The following is a 26,244-nucleotide window of genomic DNA, read 5'->3' as shown; positions in this document are numbered from 1 at the left end:
CGGCCTTTTAGTTTTTAATTAATTTGCTTACCATGTAGCGCTTTACCTTAGCAAGTGCCGAATCTTTGTTCATGAATTTTTGTTTCCTGAATTCCAATAGCTTGTTTTGCTCTTCGCTGAAAAATCCGCTACCGATCATTGTGTTGTAGGCATCTACAATATATCCGTCGTTTTTCTTTTGGTCTTGCAGCATCCAGGTACTTTCACTGTGCAGGCGGTGTACGGCCATTACCTTTGGCAAATACCAATAATCTCCTTTAAGCGAATTGATGAGATGCAGCGTCCAATCGCCAAGTCGTAGTGTTTCATACCAGGGAGGTAGCAATTTGGTATCGAAGTTTTTAATTAATACCGAGCAGGTAGGCATGTAATTGGTTATAGCTAATTCCTTAAAGCCAATAGCCCTTGCCGAAGAAAATTTAGAATAAAGGAAGGATGCGAGTGTATCACTTTCTTCATAACGCTCTTCGGTGTTATGAAAGCAACCCATATACTGAGGGTTCTTTTCCATAAAATCAACCTGTTTGGCAAGCTTATACGGATCACTCCAATAATCGTCGCCCTCGCATAATGCTATATATTTACCCGTACAATTGCTTAACGAGGCAATAAAGTTTTTCATCATGCCCAAGTTTTTCTGCGGCGTATATAGCTTAACAACATCGGGATATTGTTGCTGATACTGTAAACAAATGTTGTTAGTGTTATCGGTACTGCAATCGTTGCCTATAATAAGTTCTAATTTAAAACTTACCTTTTGCATCAATACACTTTCTATAGCCTGCGCTATATACTTTTCGTGGTTATAGGTTATCATACAAACCGAAACCACAGGCACATTATCCATATTTTTTAGTTTAGTAACCAGCGCCAAATTAGTGCACAGGTATCATCTTTATAACTTTTGCAGGTACCCCAACGGCTACCGCATTGTCGGCAATATCATGTGTTACCACAGCCCCAGCGCCTATTACGCAATTATTACCTATTTTAACTTTCGGTAGAATGATGGCACCACTGCCAATTACTGTAAAACTTCCAACAGAGGCGTACCCCAAAAGGGTTGCGCCGGGCGAAATTTCGCTGTAATCGCCAATCTGTACATCATGATGCAAATTTGCCCGTGCGTTTATCAGGCAGCCCTCGCCCATAGTAACCGCATTGCTGATAAATGCAAAAGCCATTATGTTGCAACCGTTGCCTATTTGCACATTAACAGCGCTTATTAAGCTCGATTGTGCAATAACGGTGGTAAGTACCCCTCCCGCTGCTTGCAGTAAATCTTTTAATTTATGCCTTAATATGGGGGTGCCTGTTCCTAACACAAAAGCCGGATCGTTTTTAAATATCGGCTTCAGCGCATCTATACTTCTGATTATGTGGTAACCATACAAATCATTTGCGGTACCGTCTGTATCCTCAAATAAATACACCCCAGCATCAGGTTGTTTATCTTTAAGAACATCTATTATTTCGCGGGCATGCCCGCCGGCACCGGCAATAACCATTTCTTAATTATTTTGAGCCCTTAAAATTAAGCGGCAAACAAGGTCTATTTCTTCGTTATCCATATCATAATAAAACGGCAGGCAAAGTACGCGCCTGGCAACATCATCGGTTACAGGCATTGCGGCTTTATCGATATATGGCAATACGGCAGACAGCGAAGGATAAAAATATCTCCTCGGGAAGATCTCGTGCAGCGTTAATATTTTTTGACATTTCAACAATGCTTCCTCACTCTCAAAAATAACCGGCATGTAAGCGTAGTTGTTAGTGGCTGTTTTATGCCATAGCGGCATGGTAACCCTTACATTTTTCATCCTTTGTATATAGTGCAGTGCCAGTTCTTCGCGCTTTGTAAGTATATTATCAATATACTTTAAGTTTGCGAGCCCCATCGCAGCATGAAACTCCGAGTTTTTCCCGTTAACTCCCAGTTCGGCAAAATTCTCAGGGCCGTCAAATCCAAAGTTGCGCATATACGCCAATTTTTTTAACAGGTTTTCATCCTTGGTAATTACCAGGCCACCCTCAATTGAATGATACAGTTTGGTAGCATGCAGGCTGCATGTTGATATATCGCCGAATTCAAAAATCGATCTTCCGTTAACATTTACGCCGAAAGCGTGCGCGCCGTCATAAATAACTTTCAGATTATGTTTCCTGGCTATCTGCTCAATGGCAACAACATCGCAGGGGTTACCATATACGTGGGTAGCTAAAATAGCGCTGGTGTTTGGTGTTATGGCTGCTTCTATTTTTGTTGGATCGATGTTGAGCGATAACGGATCGATATCAGCAAAAACGGGCGTGCAGCCCTCCCACACAATACTGCTTGTTGTTGCAATAAAAGAGAACGGTGTTGTTATTACTTCTCCGGTAAGGTTCAGCGCCTTTATGGCCATCTGTAGCGCTACCGTACCGTTGGTAACAAACAATAGATGTTTAAGATTTAAGTAATCTTTCAGTTTTAATTCTAAATCGCTTGATAGCGGGCCCATATTGGTAAGCCATTGCCTTTTCCAAATACCGGTTATATATTGCTCATATTCGTGTTTCGGGGGTAAAAATGGCCTTGTCACTGGTATCATGTATTATCGGTTTTATTAATCAGGGTAAAAGTATCAAATAAAGCAGGCATTTTAATAATGTAGCTAATGCACGTATAAGTAGCAAAGCAAGTAGCGCCCATTATAATTATCCGAACCAAATCGCTTAACAACGCTAAACTTGTAAAAAAGTTTTGCAAAAAAAGGCAAAAGGCTGCCGTAACCACGCCGGTTATAAAAATGGGTAACAGGTCCTTCAGTTGTTCTTTAACCGGGTAACCTATTAAGCGGCCACTGTACCAGGAGTTTAAAAAGAATGCCATCACCGAAAATACGACCTGAAAATATAATAAGCCAAATATGCCAAATTGCGTTACGGTGATCACACCTATCACAATTATTATTTTTTTATATACCTCCAGCTTTAAATAAAGCCCCGCCTCGCCTTTTACAAGTAACACATTTAAGTTATACAAGTGCAGCGGATAAAGTATAGCTGTAATACAAAGCACCTTAAAGTAAGGCACAGCAGGTAACCACTTGGTGGTAAGTAACAGTTTAAACAAAGGTTCGGATACTACCTGCAGGCATATCATTACTATAGTTACCCAAAAAACTACCGCAAGCATAATGGTTTTATAGGCCTTTTTAAGCCGGATATTGTCGTCTTGTATGGTTGCAAAAAGCGAATATGTTACTTTATTTAAGGCAGCCGATATACTTTGCACCGGCAGCATGCTTATTGTTTGCGCACGGGTGTAAAATCCTAAGCTGCTTGCGAGGAAAAAACGGCCGATAACGATATTGTAAATATTCTCAAAAACAATATCTAAGGTACCCGATAAGGTAAGCTTGTAACCAAAGTTTAAATGCACCAAAAGCTTTTTCTTATTAAATATCCACTGAGGATACCAGCCGCTAAGCAACCAGTGTAAACTCACAAATATAATGCTGTTAATAATATTTAACCAAACCAGGCTCCATACACCGAAACCCTTTAGCGCCAGTATAACACCTACGGTGCCACTAATAATGAGTGATGGCAGCTGCATCAGCATTTGCAGTTTAAATTTCAGCTCGCGCGTAAGCCGCGTAGTTTGCACCGTTGCAAAGGCATTTATTATAAATGACAGCGTATAAACACGTATAATACCGGTGAGTACAGGCTGATGATAAAAGCCAGATATCAACGGGGCGCAAAAAAATACTATGAGGTATATTACAACACTGCCGATAATATTTATGAAAAAAACAGATGAATAGTCGCTTTGGTCTACATCCTGCGACCGGATCAGAGAATTGGTTAATCCCCCGTCTATTAAAACGTTGCCAACGCCCATAAATAACGCAAGCATACCTATCAAACCAAAATCGGATGGTAATAATATACGCGCTAAAATAACCGACGTAATAAATGTTATGGCCTGCGCGCCAAATTGCTGCGCAAAGGTCCACAATAATCCGGATACCGCTCTTTTGCTTAGGCTCATTAACCTTTTTTCGCTATAACCAGGCTTATATCATTTGTTGCGCGCATATTTTTGATTGCACACCGCCCGATAAAGCCATGAATGTAATTATTCAAATTGGTTTTTTACAACATAACCATGCTGTTTTAAAAGAGCATCTTTTTTAAACAGGTCTGTATCGCCTTGCATCATATCCTTAATAAGCCCCTGCAGATCGTACTTTGGTTTCCATCCAAGTTTCTCAAAAGATTTGGTTGGGTCGCCAACCAGTAATTCTACTTCGGTCGGCCTGAAATATCGTGGATCGACACTTACTACTTCGGTTCCTTCGGCAACCTGATAATCCGGACTGGAGCATGAAACTATATAGCCTTTCTCGTCAACACCTTCGCCTTTAAATTCAATGGCTATACCAACTTCATTAAAGGCAAGTCGCACAAACTCGCGAACCGCAGTGGTAATACCGGTGGCAATTACATAGTCTTCTGCAACCTCCTGTTGTAAGATCAGGTACATCGCTTCTACATAATCCTTGGCGTGGCCCCAGTCGCGCTGTGCATTTAAATTTCCCAAAAACAGTTTTTCCTGCAGGCCAAGTGCTATTTTGGCCACGGCCCGGGTTATTTTCCTTGTAACAAAGGTTTCGCCACGTAAAGGGCTCTCGTGATTAAACAAAATACCGTTACAAGCAAACATACCGTATGCTTCGCGATAGTTAACCGTTATCCAATAAGCATACAACTTTGCCACAGCATAAGGCGAGCGCGGGTAAAAAGGCGTCAATTCGGATTGCGGCACTGCCTGTACCAGGCCATACAGTTCTGATGTTGATGCCTGATATATTTTTGTCTTTTTTTCGAGACCTAATATCCTTAAAGCTTCTAATAACCTTAGTGTACCTATTCCGTCGGCGTTTGCGGTATATTCCGGTGTGTCGAAACTTACCTTTACGTGCGACATAGCACCTAAATTGTAGATCTCATCCGGCTGAACCTGTTGAATAATGCGTATTAAATTGGTAGAATCTGTAAGGTCGCCGTAATGAAGCTTAAAACGAACGTTATTTTCATGCGGATCTTTGTACAAGTTATCTATCCTATCGGTGTTAAATGAAGAACTTCTTCTCTTAACACCGTGTATCTCATATCCTTTTTTCAATAAAAAGTCGGCCAGATAAGCACCATCCTGACCTGTAATTCCTGTGATTAGAGCTTTTTTCATCGGTAGTAGTTGGATTATATATAGAGAATTGATTAATGCTTAAACGGCGGAATTGTTCACCAATGTTAGTTTAAATCGTAAAATTTTTAAAGCAATGTATCACTCTCTTTTCTAATAATGATAAAGACAAAACGTATCAATTTACATTAACGTTTAAAATACCAGGCTAACCCGGAGGGGGCGCGAAGATACAATTTAAAAACCCAAATCCGCGTTTGGCATTGCCTATTTAAAGCAAGCTTATTCATTCTCCGGGATAAAACTTTGTGTGTTAACCGTTTATATAATCCTTAATAACGTCCAGTATATAATCGTAATGGCTTTCGTTGAGGCCCGGCCAAACGCCCAGCCAGAACGACTGGTTCATGATAATATCCGTATTTGCAAGATCGCCCACCGTGCGGTGATTAATATTGGCATAGGCAGGCTGGCGCAATAAGTTGCCGCCAAATAAAAGGCGCGTGCCAATCATTTTTTCTTCGAGATGCTGCACCAGCATGTGCCTGTCGGCAGCGTCACCTTCGCGCAGCGTAAGCAGGAAACCAAACCAGGATGGGTCGCTGTGCTTCGTAGGTTCGGGCAGGATAAAAATCTCTTCCAGCTCCTTCATCCGCTCGTAAAGCGCTTTATAATTCTCGCGGCGGCGTTGTACAAAATGGTCAATTTTTTTTAATTGGGATACACCGAATGCAGCCTGCATATCAGTAACCTTCAGGTTAAAGCCGATGTGCGAATAGGTGTATTTATGGTCGTACCCGTATGGTAAGGAGCCCAATTGCTGAGAGAAACGGCATCCGCAGGTGTTATCTTTACCTGGTTCGCAATAACAGTCGCGGCCCCAATCCCTAAAGCTTTCGGCAACTTTGGCCAGTTCGGGGTTGTTTATTAAAACGGCACCACCCTCTCCCATGGTAATGTGGTGTGCCGGGTAGAACGAGAAGGTGGAAATATCGCCGAACGTCCCGGTTTTTTGCCCGCGGTAGGTAGCGCCCAACGAATCGCAATCGTCTTCCACCACCCACAAATTATATTTTTTGGCAACGCGCATCACTTCATCCAAATCGAAGGGATTACCCAACGAATGCGCTATCATGATGGCCTTTGTTTTTGGCGAAACAGCGGCCTCAATATCTGAGGCTAAAACGTTGTGTGTAGCAATATTCACATCAACAAACACCGGGATTGCGCCGAACTGGATCATTGGGTTCACGGTAGTTGGGAAACCCGCTGCAACGGTAATTACCTCGTCGCCGGGTTTTACGGCGCGGTCGCCCAATTTTGTAGAGGTGAGCGCATAGAACGCTACTAAATTTGCAGATGAGCCGGAATTTACCAGCAGCGCTTTGTGTGCGCCAAAGTATTTGGCAAAATCGTATTCAAAGGAGTTAGCGAAACGGCCCGCAGTAAGCCAGCCATCCAATGCTGCATCTACTCCGTATAAAATATCTTCTTCATCCATCACCTTACCGGTAACCGCTATGTAGTTTTTACCCGCGATAATTTCCCTGGTGGTGTTTTTTTTGATAACAGCCGCTAACTGGCTTTTTATACTATCGTCGATATTTTTGTAGGGGTGCATAGTAATGTGTTTAGTACGTAGTAAATTCTCTTCTTTATTCTTATTATTCGCTTCTAATCTCCAATCCCTAACCTCTTCCCTGTGCCTTATAAAAAGCTATCGTCTTCTTCAGCGCGCTGTCGAAACTTACTTGTTGCTTTACACCTAATGCCTCCTTAATGGCCGTGGTATCGGGTATAGATATGGATGATTGAGCAGGATAGGTTTTTGAGTATTTCAGCAGCACATCAATTTTGTTTGGGAAATTGGCCGTTATCTTACCTGTGAGATCCTTTAACGAAATAGCCTCGTCGCCACCGATGTTGTAGGTGGCAGCAGTTTTGCCATTAGCCAGCGCCATCAACAGCCAGCAGGCTACATCGCTGCCGTAAAGGTAGCTGCGCATGGTGTTCTCATTACCCAAAATTCGGATGGGGCCGTTCAGGATACTATCCCTGATGAAATTGTTGATGGCCCACGGCTTTTCTAAGTTTTGGTATGGGCCGATAAAGGAAAACGGGCGGGTTATCACTACCGGCAGTTTTTGCTGGTTGCGATAGATAGCGCAAACGGTTTCTGCCATGCGTTTTGCTTCGCTGTAGGCTGCGTTTACGGTGTTGCTGTCGGATATACCTATCTCGCTTTCTTTGATGCCCTGGGGCGATGATTGCAGCGGATGGCCGTATATGGTGTTTGAACTAAGATGTACAAATTTATTCAGTCCTGGTAAACGTAAACAGGCGTCCAATAAAGCCTGGGTACCTTTGTAAAACGTTTCGATAGTTTTTAGTGGGTTGCTTACATGGGTGCGGTTATCCGGCGAACCTGCTGCGTGGATGATCCAGCGGACATCCTCGGGCAATACACTTACATTACGAATGTCCTGCTCTATCAGTGTTACATACTTCAACGCAGCCAAATGCGGCACCTCGGCGCGGTAATCTTCCATATCGCGCGCCAGCAGGTAAAGTTTTGTGCCGAAGTTTTCTTCGTCGTTTAATACCGAGATCACCTCGGTAAGCCATTTACCGATAAAGCCGGTACCGCCGGTTACCAAAATGCTTTGCCCGCGTAATGCCTCCAGCGATGGGATGTACCCGCTTAGCGACGCCCTGCAATCGGCTTTTATGTCGTTTAATTGTTCTTTTTTCATTTTTCCCGGCGTTTAACAATATCCAAAACAACCTCTATGATCAGATCTTCCTGCCCTGCTACCACCTTGCGCCTGCCCAGCTCGAAGTATACATCACGCTGATCAACGTTATATTCCTTGGAGATGCGGTTTACATGTTTAGAGAAACCCGAAAATACGCCTGCCAGTCCGCTTACCACGCTTTCAGATTTTATTACGGGCACCGTCGGCATAATTTCGCGCTCGGCAATATCCGCGGCATCCAATATTTTATACAGGTTTACACCTGTGGAATAACCCATTTTTTCCAAAACCGCAATCAGCACTTCCAGCTGCGCGTTGCCTGCTCCTGCACCAAAGCCACGCGCCGTTCCATCCAGCATAGTTGCCCCTGCTTCTATCGCGGCAATGCTGTTGGCAATGCCCATCCCAAGGTTATTATGGCCGTGGAAGCCAACCGGGATAGCCAATCCGTCAACCAAAGCAGTGATACGTCCGCTAACATCAGATGGTAAATATGCGCCGGCAGAATCCATAATAATAATGCCTTCAGCGCCGTACAGCTCCATCTTCTGTGCCTCTTCTACCAGCAATTCGGGCGATGCCATGTGCGTCATCATTAGCACGCCATAAGTTTCCTTACCCTTTTCACGGGAGTAGCCGATATGGCGCTGCGTTATATCCGCTTCGGTACAATGAGATGCCACGCGGATAACATCCACACCCCATTCTATGGCCATCCGCAGGTCGCGCTGTATGGTTGCAAACCCAGGGATAACATGGATGCCCAGTTTGCTTTTACTTAGATGTTTGCGTGCGGTAGTTAACAACACTTCATCGCTCTCCAGGCTTTCACCTACCTGTAATGATGAGGCACCCAGACCGTTACCATGCCCTACCTCAACAATAGGTACACCCGCGTTATTCGCCGCCTCGCAATATGCCGCCACCTGTTTGGCAGAAAGCTGGTGCGATACGGCGTGGTTGCCGTCGCGCAGTGTTGGGTCGCTGATGAGTATATGTTGCTTCATTAATTTGCTAAAAAGTTCATGGCAGCCGGGTCGGCCGCTTTTTTGGCGTACTCCTCTGCTACTGCAATTGCCGCACAGTTGATGATATCCAGGTTGCCCGCGTATTTTGGCAGGTAATCGCCAAGTCCCTGCGCTTTTACCATCACCACAATACGCCCGTTCTCGTATATCGGCGATACCAGTAACTGGTAGCCCGGCACATAGGAGTTGATATTCTTTACCATCGCTTCTACCGCAAGCGTCAAGGCTTCGATATTGGGATTGGTTACTTTGGCAAATATGGTGGTTTGCATATCGATGCAGGGATTGGCCGGATTCAAATTCAAAATAGCCTTGGCCCTTTTTGCGCCGGAGAATAGCCTTACGCCCTCTTCGGTAGTTTCGATATACTCATCCAGATTCAACCTGGTTGCAGGGCCTGCGCTGCGCGATGCAATGCTGGATACCACTTCTATATATTCCACTTCCGGATGTGTTTGCCCGATGAGGTAGGCGATCGGTATTGAAGCTTGCCCGCCGCAGGTTACCATGTTTACATTTTGTTGCGCGATGGCATCATTTAAATTAACAGCCGGGATACATAAACCGCCTACTTTCGCCGGGGTCATATCAACCACTATCTTGCCTAATTTCTTCAATATCGTCCAGTGGTGCTGCGCATCTTTTGCAGATGTGGCATCAAAAACCAAATCGCAACAATCCGGGTCTTTTACAATAGCGTTGATGCTCTGGTCGGACACTTTTACACCCAAACTAATGGCCTTTGCCATACCGGGCGATGACAGGTTACGGCCGATGAACAGCACGCACTCCAGGTATTCCGACCGCTGAATTTTGATCAGCAGGTCTGTCCCGATGTTTCCGCTTCCTAATATGGCTACCTTTAGTTTGCTCATAGTGTAGATTCTTAATTCACTTCTATCGTTTGCGATTTCGGGTGCAGCCCTGCCAGCATATTAGCTCTCAAGTCTTCCCTTGGTATAAAGGGCGACAGATCTTCCAGCGGCGGCGATATCAATGTACCATCTTTTTGGATAGCCAGTGATAACTTCGGCACAAAGGTTTGGTGCGGATGCGTAAACACCTCGCAAATCACCGGCCCGTTGTGCGCCTGTACCTGTGGGATAATCTCATCAAAATCCTCCCAGGTACGAATCCTGAAACTCTTGAACTTAAAGGCATCAGCCAGTGCCGAAAAATCCGGGCAGCTTACGCCCGATTTACGGTCGGTACCGGCAGCACGGCCGTTGAATAGTGCCTTCTGCGTGTTTTTGATCATCAAGTAACCATCGTTATTAAAAACGAACAGTTTGATAGGCAGGTTATGATGTGCCATGGTTTGCAGCTCCTGCAGGTTCATCATCATGCCGCCGTCGCAATTTAAACACATCACCTCGCCGTTATTGGTAGCGAAAGAAGCGCCGATTGCTGCAGGCAGGCCGTAGCCCATTTCGCCAAGGCCTGTAGAGGTCATCAGGCGCTGGCCTTTTTTTAATTTTAAAACCTGGTGGCCGCTTAATAAGGCGGTACCCATATCGGTCACAATAATTTGGTCGTCTTTTAAATGGGCGTTCAGTTTATCCATAAAGGGATATGAGTTGATAAAGCCATCCTTATCCAGATGGTCGAAAGGATTTACCCATGGGAAATCCTCGCGGTATTTATCGCAGGTAGTAACCCACTCGCTGTAGTCGGTTGAAAGATCTTTGGTTTGCGCTAATAATTCGGTTATAAAATCCTTCGCGTCAGCCGCTACCGTAGTTTTATATCGCGTAGCATATTTAGCCAATTCGTGCTCGTCGATATCCACAACGGCGATTTGCGCCTCGCGGGCAAGTTCGTTTATCTCGTAGCCTATCTGCGGGATGGCCATACGGGTGCCAATGCATAGCAGGTAATCGCAATTTTGCACTACAAAGTTTGCGCAGCGCTGGCCATAAGTACCTGCTCTGCCGTAAACCAGCGGATGCTCAGAATCTACCATATCTATACCCGCCCAGGTCACCAATGCAGGCGTGCCTAATTGGGTCAACAAAGGCTCCAGCAGGTCAACTGCTTCCGCTAACCTGATACCGTGGCCAAGCCAAAGCACCGGGCGTTTGGCGGCCTTTAAATCGGCAACAATGCCGCTAACCTGTGTTGGCAAATCTTTTGAAGGTACAACCACCGCAGGTTTTTCATACGGCAGTATCGCGCTTTCATCAATTACTGATGATTGTATGTTCATCGGTACATCCAGCCAAACCGGGCCCGGGCGGCCCTCTAAAGCGATATCCCAGCATTTGTTCAACTCAACGGTTATGTCTTTCGGTTCGAGCACGCGGCCTGCGTACTTGGTAACCTTTTCTACCATCAGCGGACTATCGTAACCCTGTACGCCCCACATCCTTACATCCTTATGCAGATCGATAAATTTTGAGTTCTCGTTACCGGAGATAACAATGCAGGGAATAGAATCTGCCCAGGCACTAACCACGCCTGTGCTGGCATTGGTGGATCCTGCACCTGTTGTGAGCAGGGCCGCGGTAACTTTGCCGGTAAGGCGGTAATAGGTTTGTATAGCCATACATGCCGCCTGCTCGTGGTGCACGCAAACTATTTCGGTATAGCCTTTACTGAATATCGAATCGAAGATGTGCGCGTTGCCCGCGCCAATTATTCCAAAAACATGCCTTATTTCTTTTTCTTCTAAAAAATCGGCTATAGCATCGCTTATTTTCATGGATAGTAAAAACTATTTATACAAGGTAACTGTCAATCGTGCGCTTAAATCCTGTCGCAATATTTGTTTGCGGGTGCCAGCCTAAAGTTAGCAATTTATCTACATTCGGGGTGTTGCGCAACAACGGGCTCTTTAAATACTGGTTGCCGGCAGCGGTCTCCACCTTAATAACCTTTAACCCGGCGTCGCTTAATTTTACAACAGTTTCGGCAAGTTCTAAAATACTGTGTTCTTCATCCGGGTTGCCAACGTTATAGGCCTCGCCGGGTGTGCCGTTCAATAATACGGTAAAAAAACCGATGGTGGCATCTTTTAAATAACAAAAAGCCCGCCGTGCCGAGCCATCGCTCTTCATTTCTATGTTTCGGCCATTCACTATATCGGCTACAAAATCGGCATAAACACGGCCGTCATCCAGCAGCATTCCCGGCCCATAGGTATGAAACGGGCGCACTACTTTGGCGCTTACGCCATACTGCTTGTAATAACTTACGCAGATATTCTCGCCCATCCGTTTGCTTTCCGCATAGCAGGAACGCACCTGGATGGGGTCGAGATAACCGTAGTAATCTTCTTTTACCGGGTTGTGTGCATCATCAATTTGGCCGTAAACCTCGCCCGAACTAAAATATAAAACCGATTCGGATCCCTTTTCCTTTGCCAGGTTCAGCATATTTAAAGTGCCCAATACGTTGGCGCTTAAAGTGCCTACCGGATCGGTGCCGTAGTATTTTGGGCTGGCCTGGCTGGCCGCGTGGATAATAAAATCCACCTTTTCGCTTGTTTGAACCGGTAGACTTACGTCCTGCTCAACAAAGCTCAGATTTTTATCATCAGCGTATTCAGCAAAACGTTTTTTTGCTTTCGCGATATTTCGTACAAGCGCAATAACTTTTACATCAATACCGGCCATTGCATTAACATACAATAACGTTTCTACCATATAGGCCGGTAAAAAACCATTTGCACCTGTTATTAAAACCGTTTTACCGTCAAAGCGGCCCCAATCAATTACCGATTGGCGAATTGCTTCCAGGTCCTCTAAAACAATTTTATTGCTGGTCATTCAATGTGTTTAAAAATGCCAGGATCTGTTCTTCGGTGTAAGCATCTGCTTTATCCTTTTCGGTATAATAATTTTTATACCAGTCTATAGTGTATTGCACCGCTTTTTGGGCATTAAACATAGGTTTCCAGTTTAACGCGTTCTTTGCTTTGGTGATATCCAGTTTTAACAAACCGGCTTCGTGCGGCTGGCTGCTATCCACATTGGTGAAATAACTGCCGCTGCCCCAGCATTTAATGGCAAGTTCTACCATCTTCTGCACCGGGAAAGCATCATTCACATCCGGGCCAAAATTGTATGCCTCAGAGTAGACCGTTGGCTGTTCCGCAAGCTTTGCTCCCAACAACAAATACCCAAACAACGGCTCCAAAACATGCTGCCATGGCCTCACTGAATTTGGGTTACGGATCTCGATCTCCTTATCATCAGCCAAAGCACGTACAATATCGGGTATCAACCTGTCTTTAGACCAATCTCCCCCGCCTATTACATTGCCTGCGCGGCCCACGGCATTAGCTTTTTGGTGCTTATCGTATGTGTTTGTATTAAAGAACGAGTTGCGGTACGAATCGATCACCAATTCGGTGCAGGCTTTACTCGCACTATACGGGTCGTACCCGCCGAGGCGGTCGGTTTCTTTGTAAGGGTAATCCGTTTCGTTGTTATGATAAACCTTGTCGGTGGTAATTAAAACCGCGTTGCAGGGCTTGTTAAGCAGCCTCATCGCGTCCAAAACATTAGCAGTGCCTATGGCATTAACTTCAAATGTTTCCGAGGGGATCTGGTAGGATAACCTCACCAGGGGCTGCGCCGCCAAATGAAATATAAAATCGGGTTCGAAGCTAGTTACGGCATCGTTAAGTGCGTCCCGGTCGCGCAGATCGGCTATAACCGATTGGCACATCGCATCGCCATTGATCACGCTATATAGGTTAAGCTCCCCTTCGGGTGCTAAAGCATAGCCTTTAACATCCGCCCCCAGCAGGCTGAATATTTTTAACAGCCACGAGCCCTTGAAACCGGTATGCCCGGTTAAAAATATCTTTTTGCCTTTATAAACTTCCGTCAGTTTGTTTAGCATAGGTTACCATATCTTCCAGGGAGCGTTGCCTGCATCCCACATTTCGTTAAGGTCGTGTTTATCTTTCAGCGTATCCATAGGGCGCCAAAAGCCATTGTGCCTGTAGGCGTCCATCTGGCCATCTTTGGCTATGCTTTCCATGGGGTCTTTTTCCCAAATGGTGGCGTCGCCGCTTTTTATGTAATCAAACACCTGTGACTCGCATACAAAGTAGCCGCCATTTATCCAGGAGCCATCGCCTTTAGGTTTTTCAAAAAAGGAATGTACTTCGTTTTTCTCATTAATATCCAGCACCCCAAACCTTCCGGATGGCTGTACGGAGGTTACCGTGCAATATTTACCACCGGTTTTATGGAATTGTACCAGTTCGTTTATGTTGATGTTACCAACGCCATCGCCGTAGGTAAGCATAAAGGGTTCGTTATTGATAAAGGGTTGCACGCGTTTGATACGGCCACCGGTCATAGATTCGTTACCGGTATCTACCAGTGTGATCTTCCAGGGCTCGGCCTGCGAATCGTGTACCTGGATGGAGTTGTCAGAAAGATCAATGGTAACGTTAGATCTGTGCAGGAAGTAGTTGGCAAAATACTCTTTTATTACATAACCTTTATAGCCCAGGCAAACCACAAAATCGTTAAAACCGAAGGAGGAGTATATTTTCATGATGTGCCACAGCACGGGCATACTTCCTATCTCTACCATTGGCTTCGGCTTCAGTACGGTTTCTTCAGAAAGGCGCGTGCCCAATCCGCCGGCTAATAATACAACCTTCATATTTTGTTTTTATTGATCAACTTGTATTTCAATATCATCTGTAAGCGGGAAACTGCTGCATAATAAACGCTCATCAGGCTGCAGCCCGTCGGGTAATTTTTCTACCCCAATCATCTTTACATCGCCTTTTAGCAGGCGGCCTTTGCAAACCAGGCAATTTCCTGTTTGGCAGGAGTATGGCATATCAATGCCCGCATCCAACGCGGCCTCTAATATACTTTTGCCTTTTACTGCCTCAATTACAGTGCGTTCGCCATTAGTAGTAACACCCACCATGCGGGTAACAATGCCGTCAAAATCGGCAGGGTTGCGTACCACTTCAAAATCCTCTGAATATACGTTTTTACCTTCAATACCTAAAGCGGAGAGTGCAGCTTTTACAGATTCTTTTAAACCGGCCGGCCCGCAGATGTAGTGAATAGTATCATCCAGCACCCCCTCAGTGTGCATTACAGCCAAAACTTTGTTTGGATCTATCCTGCCCTGCACCAGGTACGGGTTGCCCGGAGATACAGAAAGCTGGGTATGAAAATGCCATGCAGAAAAGTTTTGAAACCCGGCAGACAAGGCGTTTATCTGATCCTGAAAAATTACGCTCTCGGCATTGCGGTTGCCGTAAACCAGCGTAACATGCCCGCCAATGCCTTTATGCAAAGCATATTTGGCTATCGACATTAGGGGTGTTATGCCGCTCCCGGCTCCCCATAAAACGATATGGGTTTCGGTGGTAATAATCTCTTCGTTCAGTATAAAATCGCCCATTGGGGGCATCACTTCCACCAGGTCGTCGATTTTCACCTTATCAATTATATGGTTAGATACGATGCCGCCCGGCACGCGCTTTACGGTAACCTCTAAATTTGCATCAACCGCAGGCGCGGATGAGAACGAATACGGCCGGATATAGCGCCGTCCGTTTATCCTGAAAGTGAGTGTTAAGTATTGCCCCGGCAGGTATTTTATTTTTTTTAAGCCGGGTTGCTTAAAGGATACCGTTACAGCGTCCTCTGTTTCCTGATGTATACCAACAACCTTTAGAGTAAAAAATTGCATCCCGCTAATTTAGGCCATTATACGGTTAATAATCCTTCTAAATACTATCCAGGCAGATATGATGACCACGCCCAGCAGCCCCCCTATTATTATTGCTTTTAATTTACCCAGCTTGGTTTTTGCCAGCGGCAGTACCGGTTCGTCAATTACCTGTATCAACGGCGTTTCCTGGCGTAAAGATATCTTTGAAATTTCCAGATTTTTTACAATTTCACCGTAAATGGCCGAACTTGCCTGCACATCTATCTGCCTTTTTTGCGAGGGCACCCTAAGCGATGTTAATGCCGGGTTTGCATTGGGCGCTGCATCTATGGCCGAGGCAACGCCGCTTATAGCATAGCCCAATACATTCTTTACGCTATCCGCCTGTCTTTGTAAAACGGCGACATTTTGAGCGCTTTTTTTTGTTTTGGTTTGCGTATAAAAGTTATTTACTGTCTCTACCAGCGTGGTATTAAACGCTTTTGAAAAGAGTTCGTCCTTGCTGGTAACCTCAACTTTTATGATCGTTAATTTTTTATCGGGCTTTGCTACATTCAATAATTCCTTGTTGAAATTATCGGCGATATCGGTAATAATGCTATCCTGTTTACGCGTGAACTTTTTGGGGTCGCCGCTGAAAGATATGCTACTGATACCGTCCTTTTCTTTCCAGTTTTCGAGTAGATTATTAGAAGCAATGTACCTGTCTATTAATTGCTGCTTTTTGCCATCTATTACTACTTCGCTTAATAACGTTTTTTCGATCATCAGGCGCGATTTGTATAACATTAAAATGTTATCACCTTCAAATATACCACCCGCACCGTTACCACCCAGGTCTATCCCGGCCAGGGATGCCAAACCCGCGTACTGACTTAAGCCCCCGCCGCTACCACCTTCCTGTAAAACAAAGGTTGATACTGCTGTATAAACCGGTTTTTTAAAGTAAGCGTAAGCAAGGCCCGCCAAACCGCACAATAGGCCAACTGCGCCAATTAATAACCATTTTGTTTTTAAGTAATTAAACTCCGTTCTTACTGTCGTAAATATTTCTCTTAAGGATATCTCTTTTTCCTGAGCAGCCATATTTGCCGATACTGGTTTTTCCTGCATTACTTACTTAGATTGATGATCCCTAAAATGATGGCACCCAGCGAAGCTAAGCCCGTTGTCAACCCAATTACCTCGGTTGACGACAAACCTCGTTTTTCCGATTTTTTGCTAACATATATTTCACTTCCGGGTTTAACACTGGGGTGTATGTTGAAAAACAGGAATTTACTCGTACCGCGTACAGTTCCGTTAGCATACACTACATACGAGCCTCGTCTTGAGGCGCTTGATGAGTAACCGCCGGCATTTAAAATATAATCTTTAAAGGATTTGCCTTTGCTGTAAACTACCGCGCTTGGGTAAAGTACTTCGCCGTTTACACGCACCAGTTGCTGCTGTTTGGGTATCCGGATGATATCGTTGTCTTCCAACCGCAGGTCAATGCTGGAACCCGGTTTTTCCATAATCTTCTTCAGATCGATACCCACAAAATTATTACGCAACTGGGGTGTATTATTAGTGGTAGAATCTTTGTTAGATTGTTTTAACCGGCTTAGCCTTTCTAGGCGTTCTTTTTCTACAGCGTTAGTATCTATGCCTTTTTTGTTAACACCTAAAATGGCAAAATTATCGCGTTTTAGCGTACCTCCATCGGCATCAGCAAAAGCAGTTAAACCGCCTGCGCGTGCAATTACATCTGATATTCTTTCGTCTTTCTGTTTAACGGTATAATAGCCTGGGTAAAGCACCTCCCCTTCTATTTTAATAGTACTTTGCTTTTCGTAACCCGGCAGGCTGTATATGGATACGATATCAAAAGGTTTTAACTTGAAATTGCCATCACCGCCCTTCAATTGCCCATCAACATCAATATTAAAAACCTGGGCCAGGCTGCTGGTTTTTGAGTTAGGGTCGCTATCGCTTACCCGCCTTGCCACTTCAATACGTTTTGCACTGGCGCCTTCGGTAAAACCGCCGGCTTTAAGTATCAGGTCCTCTACGCTCATACTTTCGGCGTAGGTAAAATCGCCCTGGCTGCGTACCTCACCTTTAATGGTTACGCGGTATTCATCCCTCAGATCGAAGATGGATGATATGGTTACCACGTCTTCGCGCTGTAACAAAATATCCGGTGTAGTTTTGTTTAATATGGCATTTACATCAAAAGATATCAGTTCGGTAGTGTTATCCGCTTTAAGCCTGGTGATACTACCGCGCGATGTAAAAGCGTCTTCTTTTAAGCCAGCCGCATTTTTTATCAATTGCGATAAGGTGAGCCCCTTCTGTAGTTCATATTCCCCGGGGCGAAAAACTGCGCCATTGATCACTACGCGGTTCTCATAGCGGTCGAGGATGCGCTCTACTGTAAATTTGTCGCCGCGCAGCGGGATGTAGTTCTTATAATCGGCTTCAACCACATCGCCAATACGGCGTTGCTGATCGTTTACCTGCGATACCTTTATGCGGGCGGTATAAGCCTGATCGGTAAAGCTGCCGGCAAAACGCAATATATCCTGCAGGGTTTCGCCTGTCAGCACTTCAAACAGCGCCGGATTTTTTACTTCGCCAACCAATTCAACCCGGGTGCGGTAAGTGGGTACCCGGATGATATCCTGGTCTTGCAGAGCGATATTATCTTTCTGATCGCCTTTTACTAAAAAATCGTAAACGTCCAGCCGCCTGATGATGCGGTTATTACGAATCACCTCTATCTGCCGGAAGGAACCGTTATCATTTGGCCCGCCAGCAGAGTATAAAGCGTTAAACACCGTAGCCAAAGATGGCAGCGTGTAGGTGCCGGGTTTTACCACCTCGCCTACTAAAATTACTTTTATGCTGCGGATGTTGCCCAGGCTAACCTGTACATTGGTGCCGCGCCCAATTGCATAATTGGCAGCAGCAAGCTTACTTTTGATAGATGCGGTTGCCTGCTCAATAGTTTTGCCGGATACGTTCAGCATCCCTACACCGGGTATGTTGATGTTTCCCTCGGGTGATACGTCCAGCTTCCAGTTAACCAGGGATGCGCCGTATACGCTAATGTTTAACTGATCTTCGGGGCCCAGGATATAATTTACCGGTGTAGCTATTTTTAAATTTGGCTCGAAGGTAATGTTACTGTTGCGAAACAGGTTTGCGCCGAATACCTTTGGCGTAAAGGCACCGTACAGTTTATCTCTTGATGCACTATCGGTACTATCCGGGCGGTAATTTAAACTGCGTGTTGTAGCCGGGCTGGTTGTGGAAGGCTGCGGATCGGAAGCGATGTTACCAGCCTTGCGGATGGCAGCAACCCGGTTTTGCAATATTTGTGCCTGTTCGGCCGATAAACCACGTGCCTGCAAGGTTTGCAGCAGTTGCGCATCCGTCATGCCGGTAGCTTGTGCCTGTTGCAGCACCTGGCGCAGTTGCGCGTCAGACAGATCGTTAACGTTTACGCCGGAAAGGTTTTGCGGGATGCTTTGGGCTTGTGCCGGGCTAAAAATTGCCAGGCATAGTAAAGTAAAAAGAAGTATTAAGTAAGGTTTCAAACGATTCATATGTAGGTTACTAAATAGCGCCGCACTTAGTTGTATTTTTAAGTAAATAAGCACCAGTTATGCGGTAAATATACTTGATTATTTGATTTGGGCGATGATCAAACATAGTAACGGCAGCGTGTTTAAGTGTACAAATATATACTAAATTCCGAAGCTTGAATGCAAAAGTTAATGATGCCTGTGTTAACCCCAAGTACTCTAAAATGTTTTACCGGCGACTGTAAATTATTGTAATAAATTAACAAATGCAGTGGTGCACAAGTAAAAACATTAATTTTGAGCGATGAATTATTTTGAATTTTACAACATCACCGAAACGTTCCACCCGAACGGCGCGGCGATAAAAAAACAGTTTTACGCGCTCAGTAAAAAATACCATCCCGATTTTTTTGCCAACGAGGACGAGGCAAAACAACAGGAAATACTGGAGCTTTCCACCTTAAATAATAAGGCTTACCAAACGCTTTCTGACTCAAATAAGCTATCCGAATACATTTTAAAGCTGCACGGATTGGTAAATGAGGGGGCAAAACCACAGCTCCCGGCAGATTTTTTAATGGAAATGATGGATATTAACGAACGCCTGATGGAAATTGAGAACGCGGAACAGCTTGCCGATGTTACCGCAGAAGTACTTGCCATTGAGGGCGATATAAACGACGAGCTTGCAACTTTAACCGCAGGATATGAGGGTTTGAACGATACGGCGAAGGAAAGCAGGCTTAACGAAATTGCAAATATTTACTACAGACAAAAATATCTGTTGCGGATTAAAGAGAGTTTAAATACATTTGCATCCCGCTTCTGAGCAGCTAACGCGGCCTCAGAGTAAGCAAGCCCAGCTGGCGGAATTGGTAGACGCGCTGGTCTCAAACACCTGTGGGAAACCGTGCCGGTTCGACTCCGGCGCTGGGTACAAAGCCTCGATGTGAAAACATTGGGGCTTTGTTGTTTTAATAGCTTTTGATAACCATATCCTTTACTTCCTGAAGTACTATCTCTTCAATATCCGTAATCAACCCGTAATTTGTCGTTTGTACACCCCCTTAGAAGCAAAAATGGTTTTGATATTTGTTATCAACAATAAATATTAAACATGATGAGCAATACAAAGAAAGTAGATGAGTTTATGTCTAAACTCGAGCACCCCTTGAAAGCAGAAATGGAAGCAGTTAGGGCAATCATTGTTAATGCCAATCCTAAAATAGAAGAAGCCGTAAAATGGGGAGGCCCCAGCTTTTTTTATAAAGAAGACCTGGCCACCTTCAACCCAAGGATCAAAAACTACGTTGCGCTTATCTTTCACAAAGGTGAACTCCTCAATATCAAGTCTGACTTTCTTGAAGATGCAACCAAGGGAAAGGTGTACGCAAAGTTTTATTCCATGGAGCAGGTAACAGCAAATAAAGAACTGATTGAAAAAATGGTTAATGCATGGGTTGAGCTGATGGACAAATAAACCTGATTTGACAATAATCCGGCGCTGGGTACAAAGCCTCGATGTGAAAAAACATCGGGGCTTTGTTGTTTTTGATGGCGCGGTGATAACACCGACCATAAGTTAAAAGTTAAAGTTAAGTTAATAATTAAAATGAATTATTAACCTGGTTCTATAAAAACTGCTTTACATAGGAACGCCTGCTATGTGCTGTTTTATTTCTTAATTATCTTGATTGCTTGTTCTGTCCAATCACTTCCTTTAAGATAAATGTCAGGTCTAATCCCTTCTTTGTCTACTGAAAATCCTGTGTCTAACCAAAGTTGTCTGTTGGTTGGCAATTGAAGGCGAAATGTTGAACAGGCTGTTTTATAATGCACAACATTTCCATAGTCCATCATTCCACCTGAATTTACTCCAACTACTACAACTTTATTGCTTTGTCTTGCTACCATAGTAAACAATTCGCCACTACTAATAGTATTTTCATTTATTAGCAACGCAATTTTTTTTGGGAAAGGTTTTGCTTTTTCCATTTTTAATGTGTCGGTAGGTTTGCCATCTTCATTATACATTTTATCGTAATTAGCCTTCATTTTGTTAAACCTCACATCTAATTTATTTTTTCCAGCACTATCCAAACTCTCGTAATAAGTTGAAATGTAACTCTTATACCAAATGTCAAAATTGCTTTTTGTCAACCGCATTTCTGCATTGTAAAATATAATTGGGTTTGTGTAAATGTATTCTAGTAATTGAAGCCCAATACTATAATCGCCACCACTATTGTTGCTCATATCTAATATCCAATATGGCGTTGCTTCTAACTTATCTTTATATTTTTTCAAAAGATATGCTATTTGTTCATAAGTATTATTTTCAAAAGAAGGGAATCTCCAAATAGCAACATCGTTTTTAAAAGTTAAACTTGGCGCATATCTATCTTTTGACATTTCATATTCTGTAATATCTCTTTTTGTTTTAACTATTGGAAATGTTTTTTCATAGAACACAATGTCAAAATCAAGAATGTTATCTACTACTTGAACTTTATGTGTAGAAATGTCTGATTTATCGCCTTCATAAAATGCACCTTCATACTTGGTTCCTATTTTTTTAATCACCAATTTAACTTCCCCTACTTTCCAATTTTCGTTTTCAGTGTTAATTATGGTTGCATAAAATAAATTGGGTTTCACTTGTGTAATACCTAATTTATAGCTTGAACTTTCATAAATTCCTTCTATTAGGTCAAGTTTTTTTGCTTTTGAGTAGTAATTATTTATTTGACTTTGTGTCAGGTTAGTGGTTAGAATTTGAAAGTTTTTTGGTTCTGTTTTGTTGTCCGAAAATTCTTTTGGTTTATTGTATTTAATTCGCAAATGCTTGTCTTTAAAGAAAGTAATCCATTCTTGTATTTGTTTTGCACATGAACTGTCAGTATTAATTTTTTTTGATAATGAATAATGTTTAACCGTCCACTCATTGTAAGCTGTTTGATTACTTGTAGTTACTTTGTCAAACCAACCTGCGTAATTGTCTTCTACAATTTTTTGAGTTTGCAAAAATAAGCTGTCGCAATTACAATTTTGTCCAAAAGACAAGTTTGCAATAGCGAGGGATAAAAAAGTTAAAAGTCTTTTCATTATTTTTTCTTGTTAGTTGCTGTACTGTCGCTCTAAAATGGCACATAACGCCCGGGGCTTGCCGATGTTGGCGGGTACATTAATTTATTATGCAAATGGCGCGGTGATAGCACCGAACATAGGCTAATGTTTAAAAATCAGCCGCATTTTTTATCAGTTTATGTCGCTACCACTTTTAAGTCTGTCGAGCATTGCCTGAACTCCCTTTGTGCTTGCATCGTTAGGTGCCAACGGCAAAGCCTTAGTGGCAAAATCAACCGCCTTTGCATACTCACCCTTTGCAGAGTGCGCCCTAATCATGCCCACCAATGCGATAAACTGATTTGGGTTTTTATCATAATTAAACTGGAAGACTTCAATAGCTCCCGCTATATTCTTCGTCGCAATCAGTTGCCTGCCAAGTTGAAGTAGCTGACCAGGATTCCCATAAGGCAATGCCTTTCTAACAACTGCCATTGCTTCATCAGGTTTACCAAGTTTGAGGAGAATTGATGCTTTTGTTGAAAGTGCCGAAAATGATGTCGGGTCACCCGGGAAATTTGGTCCTGAGGCTAACGTTGCCCATTCAAGTCCTTTTTCGAGGTTATAGTTATTCTGCAAAGCCCAGTTTGCCGCAATGTTTAAGCCCTGCCATGTAAACCCCCGGGGATTCTGAGATTCCGCCAGTAAAGCCTCATATTGTTGTTTCAAAAAGTCAACTTCAACTGTGAAAGGTATTGATAACTTCTCCCAAAACAGCGCGATAACAGCCGAATTAGGTTTTTGATTTATAAACTCGTATTTCAAATTCTCTACGTTATTCCCGATAGCCTTAGGCTTAACCTTTACACGTAAGGCATCCTCTTTATCATCGTAAAAAAAAGACCCCCATGCATCTGATCTTTTTGAAAAAATAACCATACTCTCTACCGGATCATACGCTATAAACAATCCATATTTCCCTTTGGGTAGCGGTTGCCCTTCAACTATTACATCATCTTTAAACTCGATCACGGTATTTTCATTAGCTCCGGCTCTCCATGGGGTAAGCTTGCCATTTCCGAATCCCTGGTTGACAAAGCCTACAGGCACAATTTGACCCCAAATTTTCCCCTCGCGTCCATTAACTGCGGGACGGTGATAGCTAATGGAAACCATGGTAAGTCCAATCTCTTCGGACACAACCGCCTTTTTAGTGTAGCCGTTTGGAAGGCCGGAGTTATAAGGAACCTGAGCCGATAACGAACCAGCAAGGAGAATGATCACCGTTACAAGTAAGTAGTTTTTCATGATTTATATGCTGTTTTTAAAATTCAGAATAGGTTTATGCCGCTATTTGTATTAACTTTTGTAGAGGTCAATATATTCTTTTATTTCCAAAGGTTAATTGATTTCTGCTTACTATAGCGTTTTTTTCAGATTCTAAAGTCTTGGTAGCAAAACTATACAAGTACCCGTACCTCCCGGCCTATCAAAACGTTTGCTTACAAACATAAATGCAATTTTGTACTACATTGGTATTGAATACATTAAAGTCAATTAATGTTCAATACCAGTTCTATTTTCATTAAATATTTGCTTATCTTGTTATTAATATGGCTAAAGCAGAAATCACCGGCATTGCACCCTTCTTCATCGTAAAAGATGTTCCTGCAGCCCTGGAGTTTTACCGGGATTGCCTTGGATTTGATGTCACCTTCCAGGGCCCCACCGAAGATGATATATTCTTCGGTATTGTGCAAAGAGGCGCGGCCATGATCATGCTAAAGTCTATTGGCGTTGAGCCGGTTCCAAATTACACACGGGATATCAAAAAGGGCATCGCCCGGTGGGATGCTTATCTGCACGTGCAGCACCCGGATGCACTCGCAGATGAATTCGCGCTGCGCAATGTCGAGTTTTTTCTACCCCTTCAGGAGGGTGATGATGGATTGTGCGGATTTGAAATAAAAGATGCCGACGGATATCTGCTATTCTTCGGACGCACGATCGACAAATAACAGGTAACCTATGCTATGTTCTATCTTATCAGCTTCAATAGCTTACTAAAGATCTCGGTATTACTGTAAACGCCTCTAAAATCTCCCGAGTGAGGGCCGTAGGCAAATACAGGTACTGGTGTGCCTGTATGGTCGTTTGTGCTAAAGTCTCCCAAAACGTATCCTTTTTTGATATCGCCATCAAGCAGGGTGAGTCCGCCGGTTTCATGGTCGGCGGTTAAGATCACCAGGGTTTCGCCATCTTCGTCTGCAAAACGCAGGGCCTCTCCTACCATCCTGTCGAAATCGGCATTCTCGGTAATTACCTGTGCTAAATTATTGGCATGGCCACCATAGTCTATCTGCGAGCCTTCTGCCATCATAAAAAAGCCTTTTGGGTGGTTCTTTAGGGTCTCGGTTACCTTTTTTAAAGCCAATGGAAGATAATCACCCCGGCCTGCAATTTTGGGCCGTGTGGCGCTATCATCCATCAGCGCCAGTATTTTTGTTGCCGGCGACTTTAAAAAATCATCAAACCGGCGGATAACGGTATATCCTCTTTGCTTCATCTTATCCACTATCGGCACACCGTTTACCTTCGTGGTGAAATCTGTGTAGGCCGATCCTAAGAAAACATCAATATTGGAATTCAGGATATCCGCGGCAATTGCCAGGCTGTCGCTCCTTTCGGTTTGGTGCGCGTAAAACGCAGCCGGGGTGGCATCTGTTAGCTGGCATACCGCAATATCGGCTGTTTTTTTACCCGCCCCGGCCGCGTAAACAGCTAAGGATTTTAATGGTTTGCCATTTGCATCCACACCAATGGCCCTGTCGTTTGTTTTTTGGCCCGATGCAAAAGCCGTGGCCCCGGCTGCCGAATCGGTGATATAGGCGTCGGCCGCATTGGTGATGGAAAAACCAATATTCCTCATCCGGAAGATATTAAGCCGCCCCTGGTTGGCGGTATACGTAGCATATAACTGAGTAAGGCCCATGCCGTCGCCTATGCATAAAATAATATTCTTTACTTTTTTAACGGCACCATCGGTTTTATAGGTTGGCTGATATACCGGGTATGCCTGCGGCGATAAATATTCATTTTTAGCCTTTTTATTTAAAAAATCGCCAAGCTCTTCTATCTTATCGGTACCAATTACATCCACACCTAATCGCATCAGGGCAAGCCAGCTGCTTTTAGTATCAGGGCTTTCCCAAAAACGGATCATTTTACCGGCCTGGTGAACGCTGTCTATAGCTCCTTTTACCCTCGCTATCTCCCGGTTATTGAGCACGCCTTTACCATTCCAACGCACGTATCTGCCCAGCGGGAAACTTACCAGGCCTATTTTTTGCCATTGCTGCGGTGTAAAACCATTTAAGTGGTCTACATCAAAAGTTATCCAATCGGGGTAATTGGGCATTTCTGCGGCTGGTGGTACAGCGCCGGTCATTACAATAGTCAGGTTACCCGGATGCCCCGGCGACGAGATATATTCTGCAAAAGGCTTAAGTTCTTCTATCACCAAAGGTAATACGGCCTTATAGTTTTGTTTTATCTCTATCAGCAAACGCAGCTGCCTTTTGGGGGCAAGTTTTAATTTTTCGGCCAGCGGGCTTAAGTACAGGTTTTGAAGCGAGCGGCTTTCGCTGATCTCTTTTTTATCGTGCGCCACCATCAGCTTGCCGTTAACGGCATAAACATCGGCTTCTATCGAACCAAAACCTCTTTCATACGCCCTGTAAAATGGGATGCTGTTTTTATAATCGTTATGTGAATGTGCGTTGGCAACGGTGTACGATCTTATCTGACTGTTTGCGGTTTGGCTTGCCAGTGTAATAACGACAGCAGCCAAGAACAAAATACCTGTTTTTTTCATAGCGGATAATAGTGCGTAAATATAAGCCCCCGAATTTATTCCCCGCCACATTTGATATGAAGATAAGTTGAAGATAATGTTAAATCCT

At 43.9% G+C, this 26,244-nt stretch carries 22 protein-coding genes and 1 tRNA gene; 4 read left to right on the top strand and 19 right to left on the bottom strand.

Annotation, left to right across the window (positions count from 1 at the left end; all coding sequences use genetic code 11):
- Positions 1-7: 7 nt before the first annotated feature.
- From IDJ77_RS11100 to IDJ77_RS11025, 16 genes are all read right to left on the bottom strand, one after another.
- Positions 8-847 carry a glycosyltransferase gene (locus IDJ77_RS11100; protein WP_191189019.1) on the bottom strand — a complete coding sequence of 280 codons (840 nt, stop codon included), beginning with the start codon at positions 845-847 and terminating at the stop codon, positions 8-10.
- 28 nt (positions 848-875) lie between these two features.
- Positions 876-1,508: an acetyltransferase gene (locus tag IDJ77_RS11095; RefSeq protein ID WP_191189018.1), complete on the bottom strand. Its 633-nt coding sequence runs from the start codon at positions 1,506-1,508 to the stop codon at positions 876-878.
- 3 nt (positions 1,509-1,511) lie between these two features.
- Positions 1,512-2,594, bottom strand: coding sequence for a DegT/DnrJ/EryC1/StrS family aminotransferase (locus IDJ77_RS11090; protein WP_191189017.1), 1,083 nt, complete (start codon positions 2,592-2,594; stop codon positions 1,512-1,514).
- On the bottom strand, positions 2,591-4,042 hold the full coding sequence (locus tag IDJ77_RS11085) for a lipopolysaccharide biosynthesis protein (RefSeq protein ID WP_191189016.1): 1,452 nt from the start codon (positions 4,040-4,042) through the stop codon (positions 2,591-2,593). Before IDJ77_RS11085 ends, IDJ77_RS11090 begins: the two co-directional genes overlap by 4 nt.
- Positions 4,043-4,129: 87 nt before the next feature.
- On the bottom strand, positions 4,130-5,242 hold the full coding sequence (gene gmd / locus IDJ77_RS11080; protein WP_191189015.1) for a GDP-mannose 4,6-dehydratase: 1,113 nt from the start codon (positions 5,240-5,242) through the stop codon (positions 4,130-4,132).
- A 271-nt stretch (positions 5,243-5,513) separates the two neighbouring features.
- On the bottom strand, positions 5,514-6,821 hold the full coding sequence (rfbH, locus tag IDJ77_RS11075; RefSeq protein WP_191189014.1) for a lipopolysaccharide biosynthesis protein RfbH: 1,308 nt from the start codon (positions 6,819-6,821) through the stop codon (positions 5,514-5,516).
- Between the two features lie 67 nt (positions 6,822-6,888).
- Positions 6,889-7,953, bottom strand: a complete 1,065-nt coding sequence (locus IDJ77_RS11070) for an NAD-dependent epimerase/dehydratase family protein (protein WP_191189013.1) — start codon at positions 7,951-7,953, stop codon at positions 6,889-6,891.
- On the bottom strand, positions 7,950-8,963 hold the full coding sequence (gene dmpG, locus IDJ77_RS11065; protein WP_191189012.1) for a 4-hydroxy-2-oxovalerate aldolase: 1,014 nt from the start codon (positions 8,961-8,963) through the stop codon (positions 7,950-7,952). The genes IDJ77_RS11070 and dmpG overlap by 4 nt, the downstream gene beginning before the upstream one ends.
- Positions 8,963-9,859, bottom strand: a complete 897-nt coding sequence (locus IDJ77_RS11060; protein WP_191189011.1) for an acetaldehyde dehydrogenase (acetylating) — start codon at positions 9,857-9,859, stop codon at positions 8,963-8,965. Before IDJ77_RS11060 ends, dmpG begins: the two co-directional genes overlap by 1 nt.
- A gap of 11 nt (positions 9,860-9,870) precedes the next feature.
- On the bottom strand, positions 9,871-11,685 hold the full coding sequence (locus IDJ77_RS11055) for a thiamine pyrophosphate-binding protein (protein ID WP_191189010.1): 1,815 nt from the start codon (positions 11,683-11,685) through the stop codon (positions 9,871-9,873).
- Between the two features lie 16 nt (positions 11,686-11,701).
- The gene (locus IDJ77_RS11050; protein WP_191189009.1) at positions 11,702-12,751 is read right to left on the bottom strand and encodes an NAD-dependent epimerase/dehydratase family protein; all 1,050 of its coding nucleotides are present in this window, start codon (positions 12,749-12,751) and stop codon (positions 11,702-11,704) included.
- Entirely contained in the window at positions 12,738-13,832 is a 1,095-nt protein-coding gene (rfbG, locus tag IDJ77_RS11045) for a CDP-glucose 4,6-dehydratase (protein ID WP_191189008.1), read from the bottom strand. Before rfbG ends, IDJ77_RS11050 begins: the two co-directional genes overlap by 14 nt.
- A gap of 3 nt (positions 13,833-13,835) precedes the next feature.
- Positions 13,836-14,609, bottom strand: coding sequence for a glucose-1-phosphate cytidylyltransferase (gene rfbF / locus IDJ77_RS11040; protein ID WP_191189007.1), 774 nt, complete (start codon positions 14,607-14,609; stop codon positions 13,836-13,838).
- 9 nt (positions 14,610-14,618) lie between these two features.
- On the bottom strand, positions 14,619-15,662 hold the full coding sequence (locus IDJ77_RS11035; RefSeq protein ID WP_191189006.1) for a ferredoxin--NADP reductase: 1,044 nt from the start codon (positions 15,660-15,662) through the stop codon (positions 14,619-14,621).
- Positions 15,663-15,671: 9 nt separating this feature from the next.
- Positions 15,672-16,757 carry a Wzz/FepE/Etk N-terminal domain-containing protein gene (locus IDJ77_RS11030; protein WP_191189005.1) on the bottom strand — a complete coding sequence of 362 codons (1,086 nt, stop codon included), beginning with the start codon at positions 16,755-16,757 and terminating at the stop codon, positions 15,672-15,674.
- Positions 16,757-19,237, bottom strand: coding sequence for an SLBB domain-containing protein (locus tag IDJ77_RS11025; protein ID WP_191189004.1), 2,481 nt, complete (start codon positions 19,235-19,237; stop codon positions 16,757-16,759). Before IDJ77_RS11025 ends, IDJ77_RS11030 begins: the two co-directional genes overlap by 1 nt.
- 283 nt (positions 19,238-19,520) lie before the next feature.
- On the opposite strand from IDJ77_RS11025, the gene hscB reads away from it, so the two are divergent.
- From hscB to IDJ77_RS11010, 3 genes are all read left to right on the top strand, one after another.
- On the top strand, positions 19,521-20,045 hold the full coding sequence (hscB, locus tag IDJ77_RS11020; RefSeq protein ID WP_191189003.1) for a Fe-S protein assembly co-chaperone HscB: 525 nt from the start codon (positions 19,521-19,523) through the stop codon (positions 20,043-20,045).
- Positions 20,046-20,073: 28 nt separating this feature from the next.
- Positions 20,074-20,153: transfer RNA gene (locus IDJ77_RS11015), tRNA-Leu, on the top strand.
- Positions 20,154-20,333: 180 nt separating this feature from the next.
- Complete coding sequence (locus IDJ77_RS11010; RefSeq protein WP_224751059.1) at positions 20,334-20,696, top strand: DUF1801 domain-containing protein; 363 nt, start codon at positions 20,334-20,336, stop codon at positions 20,694-20,696.
- Between the two features lie 194 nt (positions 20,697-20,890).
- Here IDJ77_RS11010 and IDJ77_RS11005 read toward each other — a convergent pair whose 3' ends face one another.
- Complete coding sequence (locus IDJ77_RS11005; RefSeq protein ID WP_191189002.1) at positions 20,891-22,321, bottom strand: S41 family peptidase; 1,431 nt, start codon at positions 22,319-22,321, stop codon at positions 20,891-20,893.
- Positions 22,322-22,474: 153 nt separating this feature from the next.
- Positions 22,475-23,590 carry a DUF2911 domain-containing protein gene (locus tag IDJ77_RS11000; protein WP_191189001.1) on the bottom strand — a complete coding sequence of 372 codons (1,116 nt, stop codon included), beginning with the start codon at positions 23,588-23,590 and terminating at the stop codon, positions 22,475-22,477.
- 305 nt (positions 23,591-23,895) lie between these two features.
- Here IDJ77_RS11000 and IDJ77_RS10995 point away from each other — a divergent pair, with 305 nt between their 5' ends.
- A complete protein-coding gene (locus tag IDJ77_RS10995; protein WP_191189000.1) occupies positions 23,896-24,300 on the top strand; it encodes a VOC family protein in 405 nt (134 codons plus the stop codon).
- A 20-nt stretch (positions 24,301-24,320) separates the two neighbouring features.
- On the opposite strand, the gene IDJ77_RS10990 is transcribed toward IDJ77_RS10995, so the two are convergent.
- On the bottom strand, positions 24,321-26,156 hold the full coding sequence (locus tag IDJ77_RS10990; protein WP_191188999.1) for an alkaline phosphatase: 1,836 nt from the start codon (positions 26,154-26,156) through the stop codon (positions 24,321-24,323).
- Between the last annotated feature and the right edge of the window lie 88 nt (positions 26,157-26,244).

The sequence above is a fragment of the Mucilaginibacter pankratovii genome (assembly GCF_014773265.1).
GTDB lineage: Bacteria > Bacteroidota > Bacteroidia > Sphingobacteriales > Sphingobacteriaceae > Mucilaginibacter > Mucilaginibacter pankratovii.
This window is presented reverse-complemented; position numbering and strand designations above follow the sequence as displayed.